The sequence below is a fragment of the Xanthomonas sp. 3075 genome (genome assembly GCF_014197275.1).
GTDB classification, from domain to species: Bacteria; Pseudomonadota; Gammaproteobacteria; order Xanthomonadales; family Xanthomonadaceae; genus Xanthomonas; species Xanthomonas campestris_B.
Genome location: NZ_JACIFI010000018.1, coordinates 65,379 through 85,606, shown reverse-complemented (window position 1 = coordinate 85,606; position 20,228 = coordinate 65,379). Strand labels below are relative to the sequence as shown.

14 protein-coding genes are annotated in these 20,228 nt (G+C 64.8%); 5 read left to right on the top strand and 9 right to left on the bottom strand.

Annotated elements, in window-relative coordinates:
• Positions 1-100: 100 nt before the first annotated feature.
• Positions 101-1,663: a DUF1963 domain-containing protein gene (locus tag GGR62_RS16120; protein ID WP_184408865.1), complete on the bottom strand. Its 1,563-nt coding sequence runs from the start codon at positions 1,661-1,663 to the stop codon at positions 101-103.
• Positions 1,664-2,067: 404 nt separating this feature from the next.
• On the bottom strand, positions 2,068-5,595 hold the full coding sequence (locus GGR62_RS16115; protein WP_184408864.1) for an Rne/Rng family ribonuclease: 3,528 nt from the start codon (positions 5,593-5,595) through the stop codon (positions 2,068-2,070).
• A 403-nt stretch (positions 5,596-5,998) separates the two neighbouring features.
• On the opposite strand from GGR62_RS16115, the gene GGR62_RS16110 reads away from it, so the two are divergent.
• Complete coding sequence (locus GGR62_RS16110) at positions 5,999-6,985, top strand: RluA family pseudouridine synthase (RefSeq protein WP_184408863.1); 987 nt, start codon at positions 5,999-6,001, stop codon at positions 6,983-6,985.
• 33 nt (positions 6,986-7,018) lie between these two features.
• On the opposite strand, the gene GGR62_RS16105 is transcribed toward GGR62_RS16110, so the two are convergent.
• The 4 genes from GGR62_RS16105 to GGR62_RS16090 form a co-directional block, all read right to left on the bottom strand.
• Positions 7,019-8,788, bottom strand: coding sequence for a DUF3300 domain-containing protein (locus GGR62_RS16105; RefSeq protein WP_184408862.1), 1,770 nt, complete (start codon positions 8,786-8,788; stop codon positions 7,019-7,021).
• A 130-nt stretch (positions 8,789-8,918) separates the two neighbouring features.
• Entirely contained in the window at positions 8,919-9,737 is an 819-nt protein-coding gene (gene zupT, locus GGR62_RS16100) for a zinc transporter ZupT (RefSeq protein ID WP_184408861.1), read from the bottom strand.
• Between the two features lie 260 nt (positions 9,738-9,997).
• Positions 9,998-10,420, bottom strand: a complete 423-nt coding sequence (locus tag GGR62_RS16095) for an energy transducer TonB (RefSeq protein WP_184408860.1) — start codon at positions 10,418-10,420, stop codon at positions 9,998-10,000.
• Complete coding sequence (locus GGR62_RS16090) at positions 10,417-10,773, bottom strand: 4a-hydroxytetrahydrobiopterin dehydratase (protein ID WP_184408859.1); 357 nt, start codon at positions 10,771-10,773, stop codon at positions 10,417-10,419. The genes GGR62_RS16095 and GGR62_RS16090 overlap by 4 nt, the downstream gene beginning before the upstream one ends.
• Before the next feature lie 87 nt (positions 10,774-10,860).
• Between GGR62_RS16090 and GGR62_RS16085 the strand changes: the two genes are divergently transcribed.
• Together GGR62_RS16085 and GGR62_RS16080 are read left to right on the top strand one after the other, a co-directional pair.
• The gene (locus GGR62_RS16085) at positions 10,861-11,460 is read left to right on the top strand and encodes an NfuA family Fe-S biogenesis protein (protein WP_006450396.1); all 600 of its coding nucleotides are present in this window, start codon (positions 10,861-10,863) and stop codon (positions 11,458-11,460) included.
• A gap of 13 nt (positions 11,461-11,473) precedes the next feature.
• Positions 11,474-13,291, top strand: a complete 1,818-nt coding sequence (locus GGR62_RS16080) for a transmembrane repetitive protein (RefSeq protein ID WP_184408858.1) — start codon at positions 11,474-11,476, stop codon at positions 13,289-13,291.
• A 322-nt stretch (positions 13,292-13,613) separates the two neighbouring features.
• Here the strand turns inward: GGR62_RS16080 and GGR62_RS16075 are convergent, their stop codons facing one another.
• Entirely contained in the window at positions 13,614-14,864 is a 1,251-nt protein-coding gene (locus GGR62_RS16075) for an aspartate aminotransferase family protein (protein ID WP_184408857.1), read from the bottom strand.
• 315 nt (positions 14,865-15,179) lie between these two features.
• Here GGR62_RS16075 and GGR62_RS16070 point away from each other — a divergent pair, with 315 nt between their 5' ends.
• On the top strand, positions 15,180-16,316 hold the full coding sequence (locus tag GGR62_RS16070; RefSeq protein ID WP_184408856.1) for an alpha-hydroxy acid oxidase: 1,137 nt from the start codon (positions 15,180-15,182) through the stop codon (positions 16,314-16,316).
• Positions 16,317-16,439: 123 nt separating this feature from the next.
• Here the strand turns inward: GGR62_RS16070 and GGR62_RS16065 are convergent, their stop codons facing one another.
• Together GGR62_RS16065 and GGR62_RS16060 are read right to left on the bottom strand one after the other, a co-directional pair.
• Entirely contained in the window at positions 16,440-17,756 is a 1,317-nt protein-coding gene (locus GGR62_RS16065) for a PLP-dependent aminotransferase family protein (protein ID WP_184408855.1), read from the bottom strand.
• 30 nt (positions 17,757-17,786) lie between these two features.
• On the bottom strand, positions 17,787-18,293 hold the full coding sequence (locus GGR62_RS16060) for a VOC family protein (RefSeq protein WP_184408854.1): 507 nt from the start codon (positions 18,291-18,293) through the stop codon (positions 17,787-17,789).
• A gap of 498 nt (positions 18,294-18,791) precedes the next feature.
• On the opposite strand from GGR62_RS16060, the gene GGR62_RS16055 reads away from it, so the two are divergent.
• A complete protein-coding gene (locus tag GGR62_RS16055) occupies positions 18,792-19,802 on the top strand; it encodes a helix-turn-helix domain-containing protein (RefSeq protein WP_260306181.1) in 1,011 nt (336 codons plus the stop codon).
• Positions 19,803-20,228 lie beyond the last annotated feature (426 nt).

The window sequence follows — 20,228 nt, the reverse complement described above, 5'->3', positions numbered from 1 at the left end:
TGAATGCGGCACAGCCGTCGTGCTGCGCAGTCGCATCGACGGCGCTCCGGGAGCACGCGGTTGCTTGCCGGAGCGTAGCGCTCGCCAGCCCGGCGGGGCGTCAGCCGGATTCCACGAAGGCATACACCCGCGAAAAGTCACCTTTCGCGGCGTCCTTGCGATGTGCCATGAAGATGTAATCGCCGTGGTCGGAAAAGCTGAAACCGGCCTGGCCGCCTGACGCCAGCTTGATCAGGATGAACCAGTCGTCAGGCGTCGCGATGTCCGACCAGCCCTGTCTGCTCGCATGCTCGGCTGCCAGCTGCTGAATGGCGGACAGGCCCCGTATGCCGCAAATGCCGAACATCTGGTGCTGCGGGCCGTCGCCGACCTGGAACCGTTCCGCAATCGCCAGCGCGAAATCGGAGAGATCGTCCAGTTCCGCATCCGCGTCGATAGTCGGACGGTTGCTGCCGGAGAGATCGAACGGGGCGCTGAGCGATCGCTCCAGGCGCAATCCCTGTGCCGATTGGCTGATCTCGTATTCCGAGGCGAACACCATCACCGCCCGACCGTCACGCTTGAAGGTCATGCGTCCTTGCGCATCGGTGTCCACCGACAGCCCATCGACGCTGACTCCATTCGCGACGAAGCGGTCCTGGTCACGATCCCATTCGGCCATGCGCAACGCGGACTCGGTGGTGTCGATTGCATCATCGGGCAGGGCATGGGCCACCAGTGCGGTGCCGGGCGGGGTGAACAGCACGCGCCAATCGGAATAGTCAGATCCCGTGAAAAAGGCGAGCAGTCCCGCTTGCGGCAGGATCTCGGCACGCTCCGGCAGCTCGGCGAGTTCGATCTGGGCGAGAAAGTTCAGATGGAAGCCGCTGGCATCGCGTGGCCAGTCCATTCCCTCGGGTAGATCGGGACCGCCGCCAATACGGCTCAAGCCGATCGCGTTCTTGTCCGCCACATCGATTTCGGTGAGGGAGACAGTGGGCACTACGATTTGACGCAAGAGCTCGCGCTTGTCGTCCAGACCGAGCATGGCCACGGCCTTCTCGAAGCGCGTCTCGACGTCGGCCACGGGCGCGCGGGCTCGGGCATCGCCGGTGGCTTTTGCCAGGGCGTTTTCCCGCTCCAGCTGCACGACTGCGGCCGCATCCAGAGCTTTCTTCACCTGCGACAACACGGCGTCCTTTTGTTCGTCGCCCGCCATTCGCGCCCCGCTGGCCGCAGTGCCATCCAGCTTCACCTGGATGGAGCCGAGCAGCCGCTCGAAGTCTGCCTCGATTGCCGCAAGATCGGCATCGCTGGTCATCGCCGTGGCGTGATACCAGGTGCCGCCATCGGCGGCGACCAGCAAAGCCCGCAGCCGGTACCAATCCCGCGCATGCGTCGTTTCCCAGTCCTCGAGGCGACCCTTGAGCTTGACCATCTCACCGTGCATTCCGGCGAAAGCAACGGCTTTGCGTTCGACGAGCGGGTCGTCGTCGCGTACTACATTCGTCAGCCAGTCCTGCGGCGACACGTCCTGCTCCGCATCCGCCGTCCACACGCTCATCTGAGGGGAGAACGTGGTCTGCGGCTGGCATTTGAGACTGATCGAACCGGCGAACACGCGCGCGTTTTCGAACATCGGATTGGCTTGGATGGAAAACTCCTGCGTTTCGACCAGTCGCATCGGCATTCTCCTGTGATGACGCCCGCTGCCACAGAGGGTGGCTCGGCGCGCAGAGCCAGATGATAGCGGTGTCCAGCAGCGGCGGACACTCTGTCCTGGCGGTTGCCCAGGATGATCGATGCTGTGCGCACGGGTGATTTTGCCGCCATGGTTGTTGCGCGGTCGGCGAGATATTGCGCGCGTCTTCACGCTGGTCGCAGCGACGGCTGCGGTCCATTGCAGGCGGTCCACATGCGCGTCTCGACGCATCGTCAATGAACGTTGACCGGAGAGCGAGCTTTCAGACGGTTCGAGGAGACCTCGTTGCGGGCAGGCCGCACCCAAAAAAACAGCGGCCCGAAGGCCGCTGTGTCTGATGCGCATCTTGCCCGAGCACTCGGGCGAGATGCTTCATGCCCAACCGATCAGTGATCGCTACGCGGCTTGCCTGCTTCGTCCTTCGATGCGTCCACTTCAGCATCACCCGGTTGCGGAGTCGTCGGCTTGATCGGCTCGGAGACAGCGACCGCCGGCTTGGGCTGTTCGGCCTGTGCCTGCGTATTGACCGGCGTTGCGGTCGCGCTTCCGGTCGGCACCGCCGCAGTGTGCGTGGAGATCGGCGCTTGCGCCTGCGCTGGCGACAAGGCATCGAGCAGCGTCGTCTGCACCGGGGCATACGGCGTGCGTACCGGTGCTGCGGGGGCGGCCTCGGTGGTCGGCAGGCTCTGCGGCGACGTCGCCGTGGAGCTCATCGCACCCTCGGAATCGGCATCGCCGGACGTCGCTGCATGCGGCGCGGTGACGGTCGCCACGGCGGCATGCACCGCCGGGGCGTTTGCCGATTGCGTCGGGGGCGGCGTCTGGACGTCGGACGGCCTGGCTGTCGCCGTGTCGGCTTGCACAGGCTGCGTCGGTCCATGGGACGTTGCCGCAGGCGCTGCCTGCTGCGGGCCGGTCGAGATCGGTGCCTCAGGTGCGGGCGCAGCCACCGGTGCAGCCTGGGGCTGTGCGACAGGCTCGGAGACTGAGGATGCCGGGTCGGCACGCTCGGCTACGGACCTCGGTGCTGCCATCGGAGCAGCAGGAGCCGCCACCGGCGCGACCGGTGCCGTTGTTGCAGCGCGTTGTGTCGGCTCGGCTGCAGCGGTAACCGGCGCAGTCGCAACATGCTGTTCCGACGACGGCGAGGTGTTGGACACCGGCGCAGTGGTCGCTGTCGCGTCATCGGCCCCCCGAACTTCCTGACGTTCCTTGGGGATCGGACGCGGCTTCACTGCGACCGGCGCACTGTTGTCGGCCTTCGAGGGCGCCGAGGTCACAGGCGTGGTGGCGTCATCGTCGAAGTCGAACTCCGGCTGTCCGGCGCGCGGCGCAGCAGCGGACGACGACTGCGTCGCGGCCTCGTCGTTGTCGCCGTCCAGATCGCCCTCGCCATCGCCGTCCAGATCGTCCGTCTCCAGAACATCGGCACCGGTGCCGCCTTCGCCATTGGCACCTGCGCCACGACGACGACGACGACCGCCACGACGACCGCGACGACGACGGCTTCCGCCTTCGCCATTGGCCGAATCATCGCCCGGGGCATCCGGCGTCTGGCCATCCGCGATTGCGTCGCTGCCGCGATCGGCATGCGACTCGCTCACGATGCCATCGACCGGGTGTGCCGGCGTTGCTTCGCTTGCGGCTGCCTGCGCTGCGACAGGCGCAGGAGTGGAGGCCATTGCCAACACTGCACTCTCGGTTGCGGCAGTGGCGGTCAGCGTCTGTGCGGAGGCGGTGCCTTCGTCCTGACGCGCAGGACGCGGCTGACGCTCGGGCGTCGCACCATCCTGCTGCTGTGCGGGTGCACGCGGCGGACGCGGGGTCTGGTTCTGCGGCTTTTGCTTCTGCTGCTGGGGTTGCTGGGGTTGCTTCGGCGCCTGCGGGTCATTGCGCGGCGGCTTGGGCACCTGCACCTGCTGTGCCTGAGCGCCGTTCTGCGCGTTCTGGCCGTTGCTCGGCTGGCGACGCTCGTCACGACGTTCCTTGTTGGCGCCATTGCCGTTGCCATTGCCGCCATTGCCACGCTGCTGATTGCCAGCGTTGCCAGCGTTGCCACCGTTGCGGGCATCGCGGCCGTCACGACGTTGGCCGCCGCGATCGCTACGCTCGTTACGGTTGCTGCGGCCGGCATCGTTCTGGCGCGGGCGCGGGGTCGATTCCGGGGCTGGAGCGACCGGCTCGACGCCACCGAAGATCCGCTTCAGCCAACCGACCACGCCGGTGACCGGGGCCGGAATCGGCAACGCGACGACCGGCGTCGGTGCGGGTGCCGCAGCGACCGGGGCAGGGGCTTCCTCACGCACCGGCGCCGGCTGGCTCGGCTTGATCGAGGTCACTGCCGGAGCGGCCGGGATATTCAACTGCGCCTTGGTCAGCGCATGCACCGGCAGCTTGCGCGGGGTGCCGCGCTGGTAGCTCGGCTTGCCGCTGTCTTCGCCCAGCTCGTTCTCGCGCAGGCGGGTGACTTCGTAATGCGGCGTACGCAGCTGCTCGTCGGCGACGATGATGATCGGCGAATCGTGGCGCTGCTCGATCTCGCGCAGCGCGCTGCGCTTTTCGTTGAGCAGGTAATTGGCGATCTCCACCGGGGCCTGGACCAGCACCTGTCCGGTGTTTTCCTTCATGGCATGTTCTTCGGCCACGCGGATGATCGACAACGACAGCGATTCCACGCTGCGCATGCGGCCGTGGCCATCGCACAGCGGGCAGACGATCTGGCTGGACTCGCCCAGGCTCGGACGCAGGCGCTGGCGGCTCATTTCCATCAGGCCAAAGCGCGAGATGCGGCCCAGCTGCACGCGCGCGCGGTCGTACTTGAGCGCGTTCTGCAGCTTGTTTTCGACTTCGCGCTGATGCTTGGTCGAGGCCATGTCGATGAAGTCGATCACCACCAGGCCGCCGAGATCGCGCAGGCGCAACTGGCGCGCCACTTCTTCGGCCGCTTCCAGATTGGTCTGGAAGGCGGTCTCTTCGATATCGCTGCCCTTGGTGGCGCGCGAGGAGTTCACGTCGACGGCAGTCAGCGCTTCGGTCTGGTCGACCACGATCGAGCCGCCCGACGGCAGTCGCACGTTGCGCTCGTAGGCGCCTTCGATCTGCGATTCGATCTGGAAGCGGTTGAACAGCGGAATGTCGTCGGTGTAGTGCTTGAGCTTGCGCAGGCTCTGCGGCATCACCTGCTGCATGAACTCCTGGGCGTCGGCGTACAGCTCCGGCGTGTCGACCAGGATTTCGCCGATGTCGGCGCGCAGGTAGTCGCGCAGGGCGCGGATGATCAGGCGCGATTCCTGGTAGATCAGGAACGCGGCCGGCTTGCTCAGCGCCGCCTCGGCGATCGCCTTCCAGGTCTGCAGCAGATAGTCCAGATCCCACTGCAGTTCTTCGGCGTCGCGGCCGACACCGGCAGTGCGGATGATCACGCCCATGTCGTCGGGGATGTCGAGCTTGTCCAGCGCTTCCTTCAGCGCGGCACGGTCTTCGCCCTCGATCCGGCGCGAGACGCCACCGGCGCTCGGCGAATTGGGCATCAGCACCATGTAGCGGCCGGCCAGCGAGATGAACGTGGTCAGGGCGGCGCCCTTGTTGCCACGCTCTTCCTTGTCCACCTGGACCACGATTTCCTGGCCCTCACGCAACAGTTCGCGGATGGTCGACTTGTTGTGGTCGACGCCGGCCTGGAAATAGTCGCGGGAGATTTCCTTCAGCGGCAGGAAGCCATGGCGCTCGGCGCCATAGTCCACGAATGCCGCTTCCAGCGAGGGCTCGAGCCGGGTGATACGGCCCTTGTAGATATTGGACTTCTTTTGTTCCTTGGACGGCTGTTCGATGTCGATGTCGTACAGGGTCTGGCCGTCCACAATCGCCACGCGCAGTTCTTCTGCCTGCGTTGCGTTGATCAGCATTCGCTTCATTGTTGCGTTCCTCACGCGCTCTACCGCGCGGAACGCCGTGACGTTTCGCCTCTGGAACAGCTTGTCGGCCCTTCGCGCAACGCGCGGACAGGCCTGACCAGGGTTTCCAGCGCTGCAACACCACGGCAGGCCGCGGGAGCGCTTGTCTTTAAGTTTTATAGGTGTTTCAGGGCCGGCAGCCGCGTCCGGACGGACCGGGGCAGCGCACGGGACATGTTCAGCGCAACGGTCTAAAGACCGCCGGCGATGGCCGGGTAGGCCGGTGAGCCGCTAACATGGCCGCCCCGGGGGCGGTGGTCGCGCACTGTGCCGGACTCATCGGAAGGCAGGCTTCTGGCCAATCAACTTCCAACGAAATCAAACCCTTATCTCGCTCGCCGAGTGTAACAGAATAAAGAGCCGGATGACCGACCCCCAGCCCCCCAAGCCGCCCACCGACCGTGTGGGCGTGCGTATTCTCAAAGTTCCGGAAGACCGTGCTGGGCAGCGGCTGGACAATTTCCTGCTCGGCCAGCTCAAGGGCGCGCCCCGCAGCCTGATCTACAAGCTGGTGCGCAGCGGCCAGGTGCGGGTGAACGGCGGCCGCGCCAAGGCCGAGCGCAAGCTCGAAGGTGGCGAGGAAGTGCGGATCCCGCCGGTGCGCGTTGCCGAAGAAGGCGACAAGGCGGCGCCACCGTCGTCGTTCCTGGCCCGGCTGGAAGCGGCGATCGTGTTCGAGGACGCGCGCCTGCTGGCGCTCAACAAACCCTCCGGTGTCGCCAGTCACGGCGGCAGCGGGATCAGCTTCGGCGCCATCGAGACCTTGCGGGCGCTGCGTCCCAATCAATCGTTGGAACTGGTGCACCGGCTCGACCGCGATACCTCGGGCCTGTTGATCGTGGCCAAAAAACGCTCGGCGCTGACCGAGATGCAGGCCTTGATGCGGGAGGACGACCGGGTCGAAGGGCGTGGCATCACCAAGCGTTACCTGACCTTGCTGGTCGGACGGATGCCGGACGGAGTGATGACGGTCGATGCGCCGCTGCACATCGGGCTGCGCCAAGGCGGCGAGCGGCATGTGCAGGTGAATGCGATCGGCAAACCGTCGCTCAGCCACTTCAAGCTGCTGGAGCGACGCGGCGGGCACTCGTATTGCGAAGTCCGCATCGAAACCGGCCGCACGCATCAGATCCGCGTGCATGCCCAGCACCTGGGGCACCCGGTGGCGGGCGACGACAAGTACGGCGAGGCGGAGGTCAACAAGCGTTTGCGCGACCAACTTGGCTTGAAGCGGCTGTTCCTGCACGCAGCGTCGCTGGAGTTCGCATTGGATGCCGGCAAGACACCTTATGTACTGAGTGCACCGCTGGCGCCGGAACTGGCCGACGCGCTGGACCGTCTGGGGCGCTGAAGCAGCCTTGGTGGCGGCTCCAGCGCCAGCGGCTCAGCCTGCGTGCCGGGTGTCATGGTGGCCGTCGTGATGTTGCTGTGGAGCGCGCGGCCGGGCGGGATGCGGTTCCATCGACCGGGCTGGGGCGGCGCGTGGCGGTGTGAAGGAAGCCATCCGCTGCATGTGCTGTTGCGGTTCGGCCTTCACTGCAACGCGTTGCTCTGGTCGTGGGGGAGTCAACTGTTGCGGGCGTTGAATGCGAGCGGGGCGCGCAAAGGCTGCCTGCGACAGTGCCGACGTGCGTTGCTGGTCGCGCACGGGTGGCTTCCAGAGCGGCGGCTGTGTTGATGCCCGGGGCTGGTTATCGCGCACGTCCCGCATTGCGGCCGCATCATGCGTCGGCATCGCTGCGCGTTGCTGCTCGACGGCTGCCGGACGGTAGGGAACGGTCCGCGATAACGGCCCGGTTGCGCGGGCGGCTGGACGCGCCGCCTGCGCTTGCATCTGCGGCACATAGCGCGAAGCCGGCGATGCCGATGGCATGGTCGCCGGCAATGCAGCCGGGGCGCGCAGTGCCACCGGACGACCGGGCTGCAGCATCTGCGCATTGAAGCGCGGCGTGGACAGATGCGCGTAATCCGGTGCGCGGCGGAAGCCAGCGGGCGAGGGCGTTGCTGCGGTGGGGCCGGGCATGCTGCGGGGGGATTGCGCGCGTGCCGTAGACGTCATTGCCTGAACGGCTTGCGCTGCAGCGCCGTGCTGCGGCGCCAACCCGGCAGCGGGCGCGGATACCGGAGCCGTAGTGAACCAGCGCCGCTGGTCCTGGCGCACGTAGGAGCTAGCGTCGATCGAGGTGGTGCGGTTGTTGATGATGGTGGTGCGCGGCGCATAGACATGGTTCTGATAGACCACGTAATGCGGTGCGGCAGGCGGGGCATTCCAGTCCACGCCCCAGGTGTTCCAGCCCCAGCGATGCCAGGCCGGCGCTGGCGCAGCCCAACCGAACCAGCCGTGGTGATGCTCCAGCGCACTGCCGACCAACACGCCCACGCCGAACGACACCACGCCGGTGGTCACCAGGTCTTCCTGGCGGTACCAGCGCACCGGGCGATAACCGTAATCGCGGTAGACATCGACCGGCGTGCCGTAGACCACGCCGGGGTCGTAGCGTGGCACATAGACCACGTCCGGCTGGGCCGGCTCGATCGTGATCACCTGTGGGGGAGGCGGAATACGGTCCTCGTCCAGGATCGGTGTCACCACGACATGGCGCGCGACCTGGACCTGTTGTTGCGGCGTGCTGCGCAGATGGCCGCTGGCCTGGGCGCGTTGGCGCATGACCTGCACCGCATTGAGCACGTCGTTGGGGTCGTGGGCGTAGGCATCGCCGAGCGCACGCGTCCAGTCGAGGTTGCCGGCCAGTTGATCCACCACATCCGGAAACGCGGTCAATGCCTTGACGCTGGGGTCCCACGGCTGCGGCACGGTGGCCTGCGCACGGTTGGTGGCAGTCAGATTGCGATTGCTGCGCAGCCAGTCCTGGGCGGTGAGCACCTGATCCGGATAAACCGACGCAGCCAGGGTCTGCGCCAGGAGCTTGTCCGGGAACAGTGCGATCGGTGCGACCAGCTGATACAACTGGTCCGCTGTGGGCGGGGTATAAGCCGGCGCGGGCGGTGGCGTCACGGCGGTAGAGGGCTCGGCTGCGGTTGGCGCAGTCGGCGGCGCTGCGTCGCGCTGGCACCCGCCCAGGACCAACATGCTGCTGGACGCGATGGCCAGCGCCAAGGCAAGACGCTGCTGTGACCATGTGTGGCGTTGCATACGGCACCTCGCTGTGTGCGCGTGGAGGACGCGCGTACCATGCGCCGCCTTCAATGTCTGGGAGCTTGCTGAAAGACGCCTTGCAATGGCCGAGCACAGCTGCGTTCAGGCATCGTGCAAACAGCGCACCCTAGGGCGTTGCGAAGCGGAACAACACCAGGCTGATCGCAAGGGTTCCCATTCCGGCCACCAGGCCGTAGACCGTCTCGTGGCCCTGCGAATAGCGCTTGGCGGCTGGCAACAATTCATCCAGCGCCAGAAACACCATCACCCCGGAAATCAGCCCGAAGACTGCACCGAATACCGCTTCTGACAGCACGTTGGACAAGGCCAGATAGCCGATGCCGGCACCGATGGGTTCGGCCAATCCGCTCAGCAGGCTGGCGCCGAAGGCATAGAACTTGTTGCGCGTGGCGAAGTACACCGGCACCGCGATCGCAATGCCTTCGGGGATGTTGTGGATGGCGATGGCAAACGCCAGCGGCATGCCCACTACCGGGCTTTCTAGCGTCGCAAAAAAGGTCGCCAGGCCTTCGGGGAAATTGTGGGCGGTGATGGCGATGGCCGTCATCAAACCAACCCGGCGGATGTAGGCGCGGTTGTCGTCGCGGAACAGCGGATCGTCGCTGGACAGGCTCTGGTGTGGATTGGGGACCAAGCGATCGATCACCATGATCAACAACATGCCGGCCAAAAAACTCAGCGTGCCGAGAGTAAAGCCGAGTTTGTCGTTGTAGGCGTTGGAAAATGCGGAGATCGACTTGTTGAGAATCTCCGACAGCGACACGTACACCATCGCACCGCCAGCGAATGCCAACCCGAACGCCAGCAGGCGCGGATTGGGCTTTTTGGAGAACACGACCATCAGGCTGCCGAGTCCGGTCGCAAGACCTGCCGCCAGCGTGACCGCAAAGGCGGTCCAGACATTATGGGATGACACTTCGAGCATGTGACGCAACGACCTTGTGGAATAAGGAACGATCCGGCGAGGCGCGTGGCGACGGCAACGACGCACACTCCGCCCGGCCACCGGCAGATGCAGGATGGCCATGCCTGGATGACGGACGCGTGGTGTCTGACGCGGCCTGCGTGCCTATCTGCGCAGCGAATAGACGCGTGCGCCTGATGTGCTCAGTGCGCGATTGCCTGCATCGCAAGAGGACATCGGCGCAGGCCTGGACCTGGACTCGTGCCGCTACGCACGCCGCATCAACTGCCGCGACGTGCGCGCTCTTCGATGGCAAAACATTCGTCCGGGCGCGGCACCGGTGGCTTGAAGGCGACCGGCACCTGGATGGTTTGCGGCACCGGCTGGCCGTTGCGCGTGGCGGCCCGGAATTTCCATTCGCGCACGCGCGTCTGAGCGGCTTCGTCCAGCACCGGCTGGCCGCTGCTCTGGGTCACCGACACATCGGTGGGCGTGCCTTCGGTACCGATCACCACCCTGAGGACCGTGGTGCCGCCGATACCGGCGCAGGCCAGTTGCGGCGAATAGTCCGGCGGTGGCGTTTTCAATGCCGCCAGCTCGGTCGGCGCAGCGGCCGGGGCGGTGGCCTGCTGCGGCGACTTGCCACAGCCGCCGAGGCCGGCAGCGACAAACAAACCGGCGAGGGCGGCGCGATACCTGGTCATGCCGTGACTCCTTGATCGTAGAGTTGCGCCGTCTTGGCCGCGCAGATGAAGTCGTTCTCGCTGAGCCCACCGACGTCGTGGGTGGAATAGCGGACCACCACGCGGTCGTAGTGCACCCCCAGATCGGGGTGATGGTCTTCGCGGTGGGCAATCCAGGCCAGCGCATTGACGAAGGCGAGGGTGCGGTAATAGTCGGCGAAACGGAACGTACGGGTAATGGCCGTGCCGGCTTCGCTCAGCTCCCAGCCGGGCACCTGCGGCAACAGTTCGGCCAGGCGCGCTTCGCCCAGCCTGTGGTCGCTGCCCTTGCGCGGAAGGCAATGGGCCTGCTCCAGGGGAATCAGATCGGTCATGTCGGTCTCGCAGGGGTGGCGGACGGTGCGCCGTCAGGATCACGGTGTTCCATGAGCGGGGGCGCAATGAGCGCTAGAATAACCCGCATGATCCAGATATCCGACAAAGCCCAGACCTATTTCCGCAAGCTCATCGAACGGGAGGGCGTGCCCGGCATGGGCGTGCGCCTGAGCGCGGTGGACGCGGGCACCCCGCGCGCCGATGCGCGGCTCGAGTTCGCCGAGCCGGCGGATCTGAGTGGCGACGAATGGGCGATCGACTGCGACGGCTTCACCCTGTATATCGTCGCCGCCAGCGTGCCGTGGGTGGATGGCGCCGAGATCGATTACGTCACCCAATCCACCGGCAACCAGCAGCTGACCATCAAGGCGCCCAAGATCAAGGGCGAAGCCCCGGCCGATTCGGCTTCGATGGTCGAACGCGTGCGCTGGGTGGTGGAGAACGAGATCAACCCGCAGCTGGCCTCGCATGGCGGTCGGGTGGCGGTCCAGGAGGTCTCCGCTGACGGTGTGGTGTTGCTGCGTTTTGGTGGCGGTTGCCATGGTTGCGGCATGGCCGATGTCACCTTGAAGCAGGGCATCGAAAAAACCCTGATGGGACGTGTGCCGGGCGTGATTGCAGTCCGTGACGCCACCGACCACGCCACCGGCGACGCGCCGTACATCCCGCGCGACAGCGCCGCCTGATTCCGCGTCACCCGTGATCACTGCCGCCGATCTGCTGCAGGCGCTGCTGGCGCGTATGCCGGGCAGACGCATTCTGGATCGGCGCACTGGCTTGCCTTATGGCTGGGCAAGCTGGATGAGCGGCCGCAACGTTGTGACGGCGCCGTTCGACGATGCTGCGGTGACCGGCGTCCTGCTGGCGCGGCCGCTGCCTCCACGCAGTGCCGGCGTCGCTGCAATCCTCTCGCCATTTCAGGCATTTCGCAGCTTGTGGTGGCAGCACTGGGAGCCGCGACCGCGCGATCAGCGTCCGCAGCATTGGCTGGCGCTGCTCGGTAGCCTGTTGATCCATCTTGGTTTTATTGCACTGCTGATCTGGGTGGTCAGCGTGCGCTGGGCGCCGGACGAATCGACGCAAGCCGACGAAGCACGCGTGCGCATGACCTTTATCGGCGACGGCGCGGCGGAGCAGGGCGGTGGCGAGGGTCAACCTGCAGCGCAGGCGGCTGCTGGTGATGCATCGGCGGCGGCGCAATCCAGTGCGTCTGCTGCAACCGCCAACCCGACCGCGCAGGCAACGCCGACGTCGACGCCGACGGCATCCCAGCGGACCGACAGTCCCGGTGTTGCCCAGCCGCAGGAGATCGCAGCTGCACAGGAGCCATCGGTTGCAAGCGAACCAGTGACGCCGGACGTACCGCAAGTCAGGGTCCAGGTGCGGCCGGTGACGATCGAATCGCCATTGCAGGTCACCGAAACGCCGGTGGCCACGAACGATTTCGTCGTGCCGCCGCCCCCCACAATGACCCTGACGCCACGAACGAGCACGCCGGCAGCGCCGCAGGTCGAAGTCCGGCAACGCGACATCGACCCGGTGACCGAACGGCCACAGCTACGCGAATTGCAGCGTCCCGCCACAACCGTCGCCGTCCGATCCGCCGATGCCCCCGCCGTGCGCGAGCGTGAAATCGTCGTGCCGGAGCGACCGCAGATTGCTGCGCCGGCAGTGCGCAGTCGAGCGATCAGCCCAACCGTTCGCATGCCGGATGTCGCAATTCGAACTGCCGAATTGCCGAACGTGCGGGATCCGGCACCAACGCCCGCGCCGGTTGCATCGCAGCCCGAGCCGAAACCGTCACCGGCACCGGTAGCTGTACCTGCGACGCCATCGCCGACCGTTGCCGCTGCAGCGCAGAGCACGCCAGCTGCCGCGCAACCCGCGCCGCAGGCCAATCCGACGCGATCCCAGCCCGCCGCCAACGCGGCAGCGACGACAACGTCATCGCCCAGACCAGCAAGCGGCGGCAACGCGGGCCCGAAGCCCGCCGACCGCAGCGGCGGCTGGGATGTCGCCGCCAACGCTGACGACTGGAGCAAATCGGACCGCAACCGCAGCGGCGAAACCACTGGTGCGAACGGCCAGCGCAATGGCATGTTCAAGACTGACGGCAGCGTCCGCGTCGCCGGAGCCGGTGCGGACGGTCACGGCGCAGACAATCGCGGACCGCCAGGCAGCGAGACCGACACCTGGACCCGCGACCAGATCGCTAAAGGCGGCACCTGGCTCAAGCGTCCGCCAGAGGGCTACACGCCAACGTCGTTAGACAAGTACTGGATGCCGAACCAGTCGCTACTGCAGGAATGGGTCAGCAGAGGCTTGAAGAAGATCGAGATTCCGATTCCCGGAACCAACACCAAGATCAGCTGCGTGGTTTCGCTGCTGCAATTAGGTGGCGGCTGCGGCCTGAGCGACCCGAATCTCAACGATCAGCCCGCAACGGCAAGACCGCCGCCGGACGTACCGTTCAAGCGGGAGTTGCAGGAAGACAATGGGGCTGTAGCTAACCCTTGAACCATGTTGCGCGGCGTATTTTTCGCAACGTATTGAATGCATAGTCTTTCGTGGATCTTCGACAGCTGCGGTCGAAGCAGGACTCCTGGCGCGCGGCAACCGGGATGGCCATCGGGGCCTGACCGGTATGCGCGAACGTGCGAGAATTTTGCGGCAACGCTATCGGCGAGATCCAGGCCGGCGAGGGGCACTGCGGTACGGCTGCGCCCGCCACGTTGGCGCGTGGTGAGAGGTATTGGAGTTCAGGGTGGGTCTTGGCTCTAACCGCTCAACGAGCAAATTCGTGGAGATCAGCGAGAGCCTGACGCCTTGCTTTCGCAGGTTATCCGCGTGCCGAGAGCACCGCATGCGACAGGATTTCCAGGCCCTCGTGCAGCAACGCATCCGGCGTGGTCAAGGGGGCCATGACTTTCAGCACCTCGCCGCGCGCCCCTGCCGTTTCGATCACCAGTCCGTTGCGGAATGCGTCCGCGCTTGCGCAGGCAGCACGTTCGCGCGTGCGCAGGTCGAGCCCCATGAACATGCCGCGTCCCTTGACCCGGGCTTCCGGCACGTGCTCCGCCATGCGTGTCAGCGCCTGGGCCACGATCTGGCCACGCCTGTCGATCTGCGTGCAGAGCGCATCGTCTGTCCAGAATTTGCGCAGCGCCACCGTCGCGGTGAGCATGGCATGGTTGTTGCCACGGAAGGTGCCGGTGTGCTCTCCGGGACGCCAGCTGTCGTGCTCGGGAGCGACCAACAACAGGGAAAACGGCAAGCCGAAGCCCGACAATGATTTGGACAATGTAATGAGGTCGGGGACCAGTTCCTGGCCGTCAAAACTGAAGAAATTTCCGCAGCGCCCGCATCCGGCCTGGATATCATCGACGATCGTCAACGCGCCATGACGGCTGGCGGCCGCGAACACCCGCTGCAACCAGGGTGTGGACGCGACGTTGAGTCCGCCTTCGCCCTGAACCAGTTCCAGCACGATCGCCGCAGGTGGGTCGATCCCGCTGGAAGGATCGTCGAGCAGCGCCTCGAGCAAGGCGGCGCTGTCGACTCCGGTGCCGAGATAGCCATCGTACGGTAGCCGGGTGACGCCGCCATGCGGCAGGTCCATGCGGTGGTGGCGGCTACCGGTGACGGCCAGCGCTCCCATCGACAGGCCGTGGTAGGCATTGCTGAAGGCGATGACGTTGTGACGTCCGGTGCGCTTGCGCGCCAGTTTGAGTGCAGCCTCGATCGCATTGGCGCCGGTCGGGCCGGTGAACTGCAGCCGGTGCGAGAGCCCGCGCGGCTGCAGGATATGCGCGACGAAGGCGTCGATGAAGTCGTGCTTGGTCTGCGAATGCAGGTCCAGCGACATCGCCAGGCCGCCATCGCGCAGGTGCGCCACCAGTGCCTCGGTCATGTCCGAATCGTTGTGACCGTAATTGAGTGCGCCGCAGCCGGCGAGAAAGTCGATGTAGCGGCGTCCCTGCGCGTCGAACAGCTCACTGCCAGCAGCGCGGACGAACAGCGCGTCGAACGCGCGGCAATAGCTGCGTACGTTGGATTCATGCTGCTGAAACAGTTGGCGAGGGTCGTTCATATCTGTCTCGATTCGTCACGGCAGCATCCCGCCCCAGCCAGGCCAGATGCGTCGATCCCGCTTCCGTGCTGCCTGCCCGATGCTCGCGGCGAGCGACGTTGTGGGCCACGTCGCATCCGCCAGCGGGCGACGGTTGCCGTACGCCGCGCCAGGCGCTGCTGCCAAGCGGTGGATGCGCGCTTTTTTACAGCGATGCTTGGCCGGCAACTTGACTGGCCGTGACGCGCGTTTGTCTGCGGCGTCGCCGGTGGGCCTGCCGCGATGCATGGGCATGTGCGACGTATTGTGGTCATCTGCGCGCGTTAGGCTCGTACGATGCAGACCCTGACCTGCCTGGACGATATTCAAGCCTTGGCGCGTAGTCGGGTGCCGCGCATGTTCTACGACTATGCGACCGCCGGTAGCTGGTCGCAATCGACAGTGCAGGCCAATCGCCGCGATTTCGATGCGCTTGCGCTGCGCCAGCGCATCGGTTGCGATGTTTCGCTGCGTAGCACGGCCACGCTCATGCTCGGGCATCCGGTGACGATGCCGGTGGCGCTGGCGCCGACCGGACTGGCTGGCCTGATCCGCGCCGATGGCGAGATGCTCGGTGCGCGCGCGGCCGAGGCGTTCGGCGTGCCGTTCGTCCTGTCGATGATGAGCATCTGCTCGCTGGAGCAGGTCTGCGCGAGCGTGCGCCAGCCTTGCTGGTTTCAGCTTTATCCGCTGCGTGATCGAGGCATCGTGGCGGCGTTGATCGAGCGTGCGACCGTTGCCGGTTGCAGCGCGTTGGTGGTGACGATGGATGTGCCGTTCCTGGGCCAGCGCCATGCCGATCTTCGCAACGGACTGAGCGTGCCGCCCCGCTTGCGGCCCGCTGTGCTGCTGGATTTCCTGAGCCATCCGCGCTGGGCACTGGGAATGTTGCGCACGCCCCGCCGTTGCTTCGGCAATCTGCTCGAGTACGCGCCTGATCGAGGCGATCTGCAGACGCTTGCGGAGTGGACTGCTCGCCAGTTCGACGCCAGCCTGGGATGGGACGACCTGGCCTGGATCAGAAGCCGCTGGGGTGGGACGCTGGTGGTGAAGGGCGTGCTCGATGCGGAAGATGCGCGGCAGGCATTGGCGGCCGGCGCCGACGCATTGGTGGTCAGCAATCACGGAGGGCGACAACTCGATGGGGCCGTGTCGAGCCTTCGCGCGCTGCCTGCGATCGCCGAGCTCGCCGCCGGCCGCGCCGAGGTGCACATGGACAGCGGCATCCGCTGTGGCCAGGACGTGCTCAAGGCGCTGGCGCTCGGAGCGTGCGGTACCTATATCGGCCGTGCGTGGCTGTATGGGCTCGGCGCACTCGGCGAGCAGGGCGTGACGCGGGTGTTGACGTTGATCCAGCGCGAACTGGAATTGACGATGGCCTTGTGCGGGCGGACCCGGATCGCGGAGATCGATCGCTCGATCGTGCTGGATTGATCGCATCCGGCTGCGCGCTGGCAGCTGGGGGGCAGGAACCGCGTCTTCCTCACCGCAATGGAGATCGCGTGGCGGGTCTGCTTGTTGCGCCTGCCCTGCTCGAATGCGCAGCGCAGCGGGCCATTACGCAAGGCTGGGCGCCATCTGGCGCAGGCCATTGCCTGCATGCAGTCGATGGCGCACGAATCGCGCGAACCGCGCGATGCCTTCGGCGATCCGGTCGGTTGCCACGTTGCTATAGGCAAGGCGTACCTGTTGGCGGCAACTGCCATCGATCGCGAAGAAGCACAGCGGCATCACCAGCACGCCGCATTCGCGCGCGCAACACGCGGCTTCTTCGGCGGCGAACACGAACGGCAGCGTAACGACCAGGAAGAAGCCGCCTGCCGGAACGTTCCAATGGATCTGCGGGCTCATCTCGCCCAGTTCGTGCGCCAGGCATTCCAGCATGCGGTCGCGATTGCGCCGGTACAGGGCACGCGGCGCCTCGATCAGGCTCGCCAGGCTGCCACCATGTTCGATCAGCACGCCGCCGACGATGGCTTGGGTGACCTGGCTGGTGTTGAGCGTTCCGAAACTCTTGCGCCGTATCAGCGCCTGGTGCAGGGCGCCTGCCGCTGCCGCACTGCCGAATAGTGTCGGTGGCAGCAGCAGGAAGCCCACGCGCAGGCCTGGGCACAGTGTCTTGGAGTAGGTGCCCAGATAGATGACGCACCCATGGCTGTCCAATGCGCGCATCGTGGGTACGCGCTCTGCTTCGAACGCAAACAGCCCGTAGGGATTGTCTTCCAGGATGAGGATGCCGTGCGCGGCGCACACGGCCATGATCGCCTCGCGCTGATCGTAGGGCAGCACCGTTCCGGTGGGGTTGTCGAAATCCGGCACCAGATAGAGCAGGCGCGCACGCTGCCCGGCGGCGTTCAGCGCGTCCAGCGTCTCGGCCAGTGCCTCGGCGTCGGCGCGGCCGTCGCGATTGAACGCGGTGATGGCAATGCCGTGGCTGTCGGCGACTCCGGTGATGCCGATATAGGCAGGATTGCGGACCAGCACGACATCGTTCGGCTGTCGGCAAAGTTCGGTGACGCACAAATGCAGCGCTTCCTGGCAACCGGCGGTGATCAGCAGACGATCGGTGCTGGCCGGTACGCCTTCGTCCACCGCCAGCTGCGCCACGACCAGGTCGTCAACGATGCCCTGGGTGGTTCCGTACTGTGCGATCAGCTCGAGCGCACCTGCCTGGCTGATGTGGTGACGCTGCGCCAAGTGCGCGGCGAAGCGCGGGACGGTGCGCATCCAGGCATGTAGATCGAAGCAGCTGTCGGTCGGACGTCCTGAAACGAACGAGATGGCGTTGGAGTGTCGTGAAGAAACTTCGTTGAGAAAGTTCATCACGTCCAGACGATCGCCGCCGGCTGCTGGGGAGGCGTTTGTGTTGGGCATCGGCTGGCTCCTGAGCTGCGAGATGTTCGGTCAATAGGCGCCGCTGCGCTCCAATTGCGCGAATAGCTCGTTGACCGAGGCATCCTGGAAGCCGACTTCGCCGCTGCGCTCGATGAACTCGAAGCTCAGGCCAGTGACCTCGTCGCGCTTGGAGAAGGTCTGCCGCAGCCCCTGACCTTCGATCACGTTGGTGTCGAAGGCCAGGCCGCGCTCGCGCAGGTGCTTGGCGGTGGCATGAGCATCGTCGACGCGCAGTGCGATATGGGCGACGCCCACGCCGTGATTCTCGATCAGTCGCGACACCTGCGATTGCGGTTCGGTGCCTTGGCACAGCACGAACATGAGGTCGCCATGCTGCATCTCAGCCGAAAGCATGCCGGTTGTCTTGCCACTGATGTGGCGTCGCCCTGTCAATACAAAGCCGAGTTGGTCGCGGAACAGTGTAATGGCCGCTTCAAGATCGTTTACGGCGAGCGCGATGTGATCGATCTTGTGATAGCGCGGTGCATTATCGAGTTGTTGGACAATTTCAGTCATCGAACGCTCCGTATGACATCGGGGAATCTACTGGGTTGCCGACGAAAATCGTATCTTGGCAGGCGTGTGTGCGCAGACTTGCAAGACGGGTCAGTCTGTATCGCTGCAGATATTGGGGGATTTCAGGCGCATGCAGCGCTTGGAGTTGGGGGTTGAAAGTAGTCGGCAAATAAGAAAGCGCTGTGACAATGCATAAGTCGATTTAGTTAACCCGAGTTCATGCCGGGAAATTGGAGGTATAAACATTTCTGTTTATGAAAATAATTTAGTTATACATTTCTTCAAGGAAGTTTATTCCCCGTGAAAATATTGCATAAATACTTTTATGAGCCCGGTTTAAGATTTTAAGTTAAATAAAATTCAATGATGTATGGTTCCATATCTACGGTTTTTTTTTTGATGTTGTCACGAAAAGTACGCAATGCCTGCCTAGCATCCCGTGCCCACAACTTGATTCCTGAGGGGCCGGATGGGATGAATAAGTCATGCCGAGCACAAATGGAACTTTCACGTTGCGCACCGGATGTGCGGCCTGCGTCATCGTTGGAGATACTTAATTCGTTTTCTACCTCGCAAGTTCACCCAGGCGAGCGCGTGCTTCGCTGGCTTGAGTGGATGTCACGCTCGGTCGGTGCGGTCGTTGACGACACGCCCGGTCGACACACGTTTTCCTTCATTCCTTCTCAACCGGCGTTCCAGGGGGCTGTTACCCAATTACGCCTGGGCGATCTACATGTTTCCAAGGTGTCGGCCAGCGGGCATCAGCTCGAGTTGACGCTCGGCGGCGACGCCGAGCGTCATTCCCACGTGCTGATTGCGCTGCAATTCAAGGGTATGAGCACGTTCGTGCACGATGGCGTGCCATTGGAGTTGCGGGCCGGCGAGATGGCGGTGCTGTCGATCCAGCGGGCGTTGAGCATCGTCAGTGAATCCAATGTCGAACAACATTTCATCTGGTTCGAGAAGCCGCGGCATGCGATCAGGATGATGGATGGCGTCGTCTCGCATCGGCGTTGCAGGCCGGCACCGATGCAGCGCCTGGCATGCAGTTTCGTCGAACGCTTGTTCAATGAGCCAGATCTGTGCAATCCGGAGAGCGGGCAATTTTTTGCGCAGGCGATGATTAAACTGCTGGAGCTGGCGTTCAAGGAAGCCGCGGTGGCGAAGCCTCAGGTGGAACCCAACCGGCCCTCGCGCGAGATGGTGTTGCAGTTCGTCGAACGCAATCTGCGCGACCCGAAGTTGTCCCCGGACACCATCTCGCGCGCGCTCGGATGGAGTAAGCGCACGGTTTATCGCGCATTCAAGGGAGGTAACGGCGAGAGTCTGAACGGTTATCTGTGGCGGCGACGAATAGAGCAATGTGCGCAGGAGCTGCGCGGTTCCAGTAACTTGAGTATTACCGGGATCGCCTATTCTTTCGGTTTCAGCAGTTGCCCGCATTTCAGTCGTCTATTCAAGCAGCAAATGGGTGCGTCGCCGCTGCGGTATCGCCGTGGCGATTATTGATCGGCGCACGCATCACGGTCGATAGCGAAGAAGAGCAGCTAACAAAACCTAACGAGCGCCTGTCAGTGAGTGCAGTGGTTTTGTCGGCCGTATCTTGGTGGATGCAGTCAGAAGTCCAGATCAAACACTGAGTGGGTCGAATGCGCAGTGCCCTCGCTGCTCGCGGGACACGCCGTGAATCCATCCCTGGAGGCTCGGGGGCGGCATCCATGCCGCCACACGGTCCCGCAAGCGGCGAGGACACCGCACCAGAGACTCCGCTGGTTGCTGTGTTTAAACCCATGCATGCCGACCATCTCGACTGGTCCTTGCCCGTCCAGCGTCGCGTAAGAGCTACATGGACGTACTTGCAGCGTGTCCCGCGACGCTGGGCGGGCAGGGCCCTGCAGCCAGGCCGCAGATCAGCCGGCCTGCAGTAGGCTGACG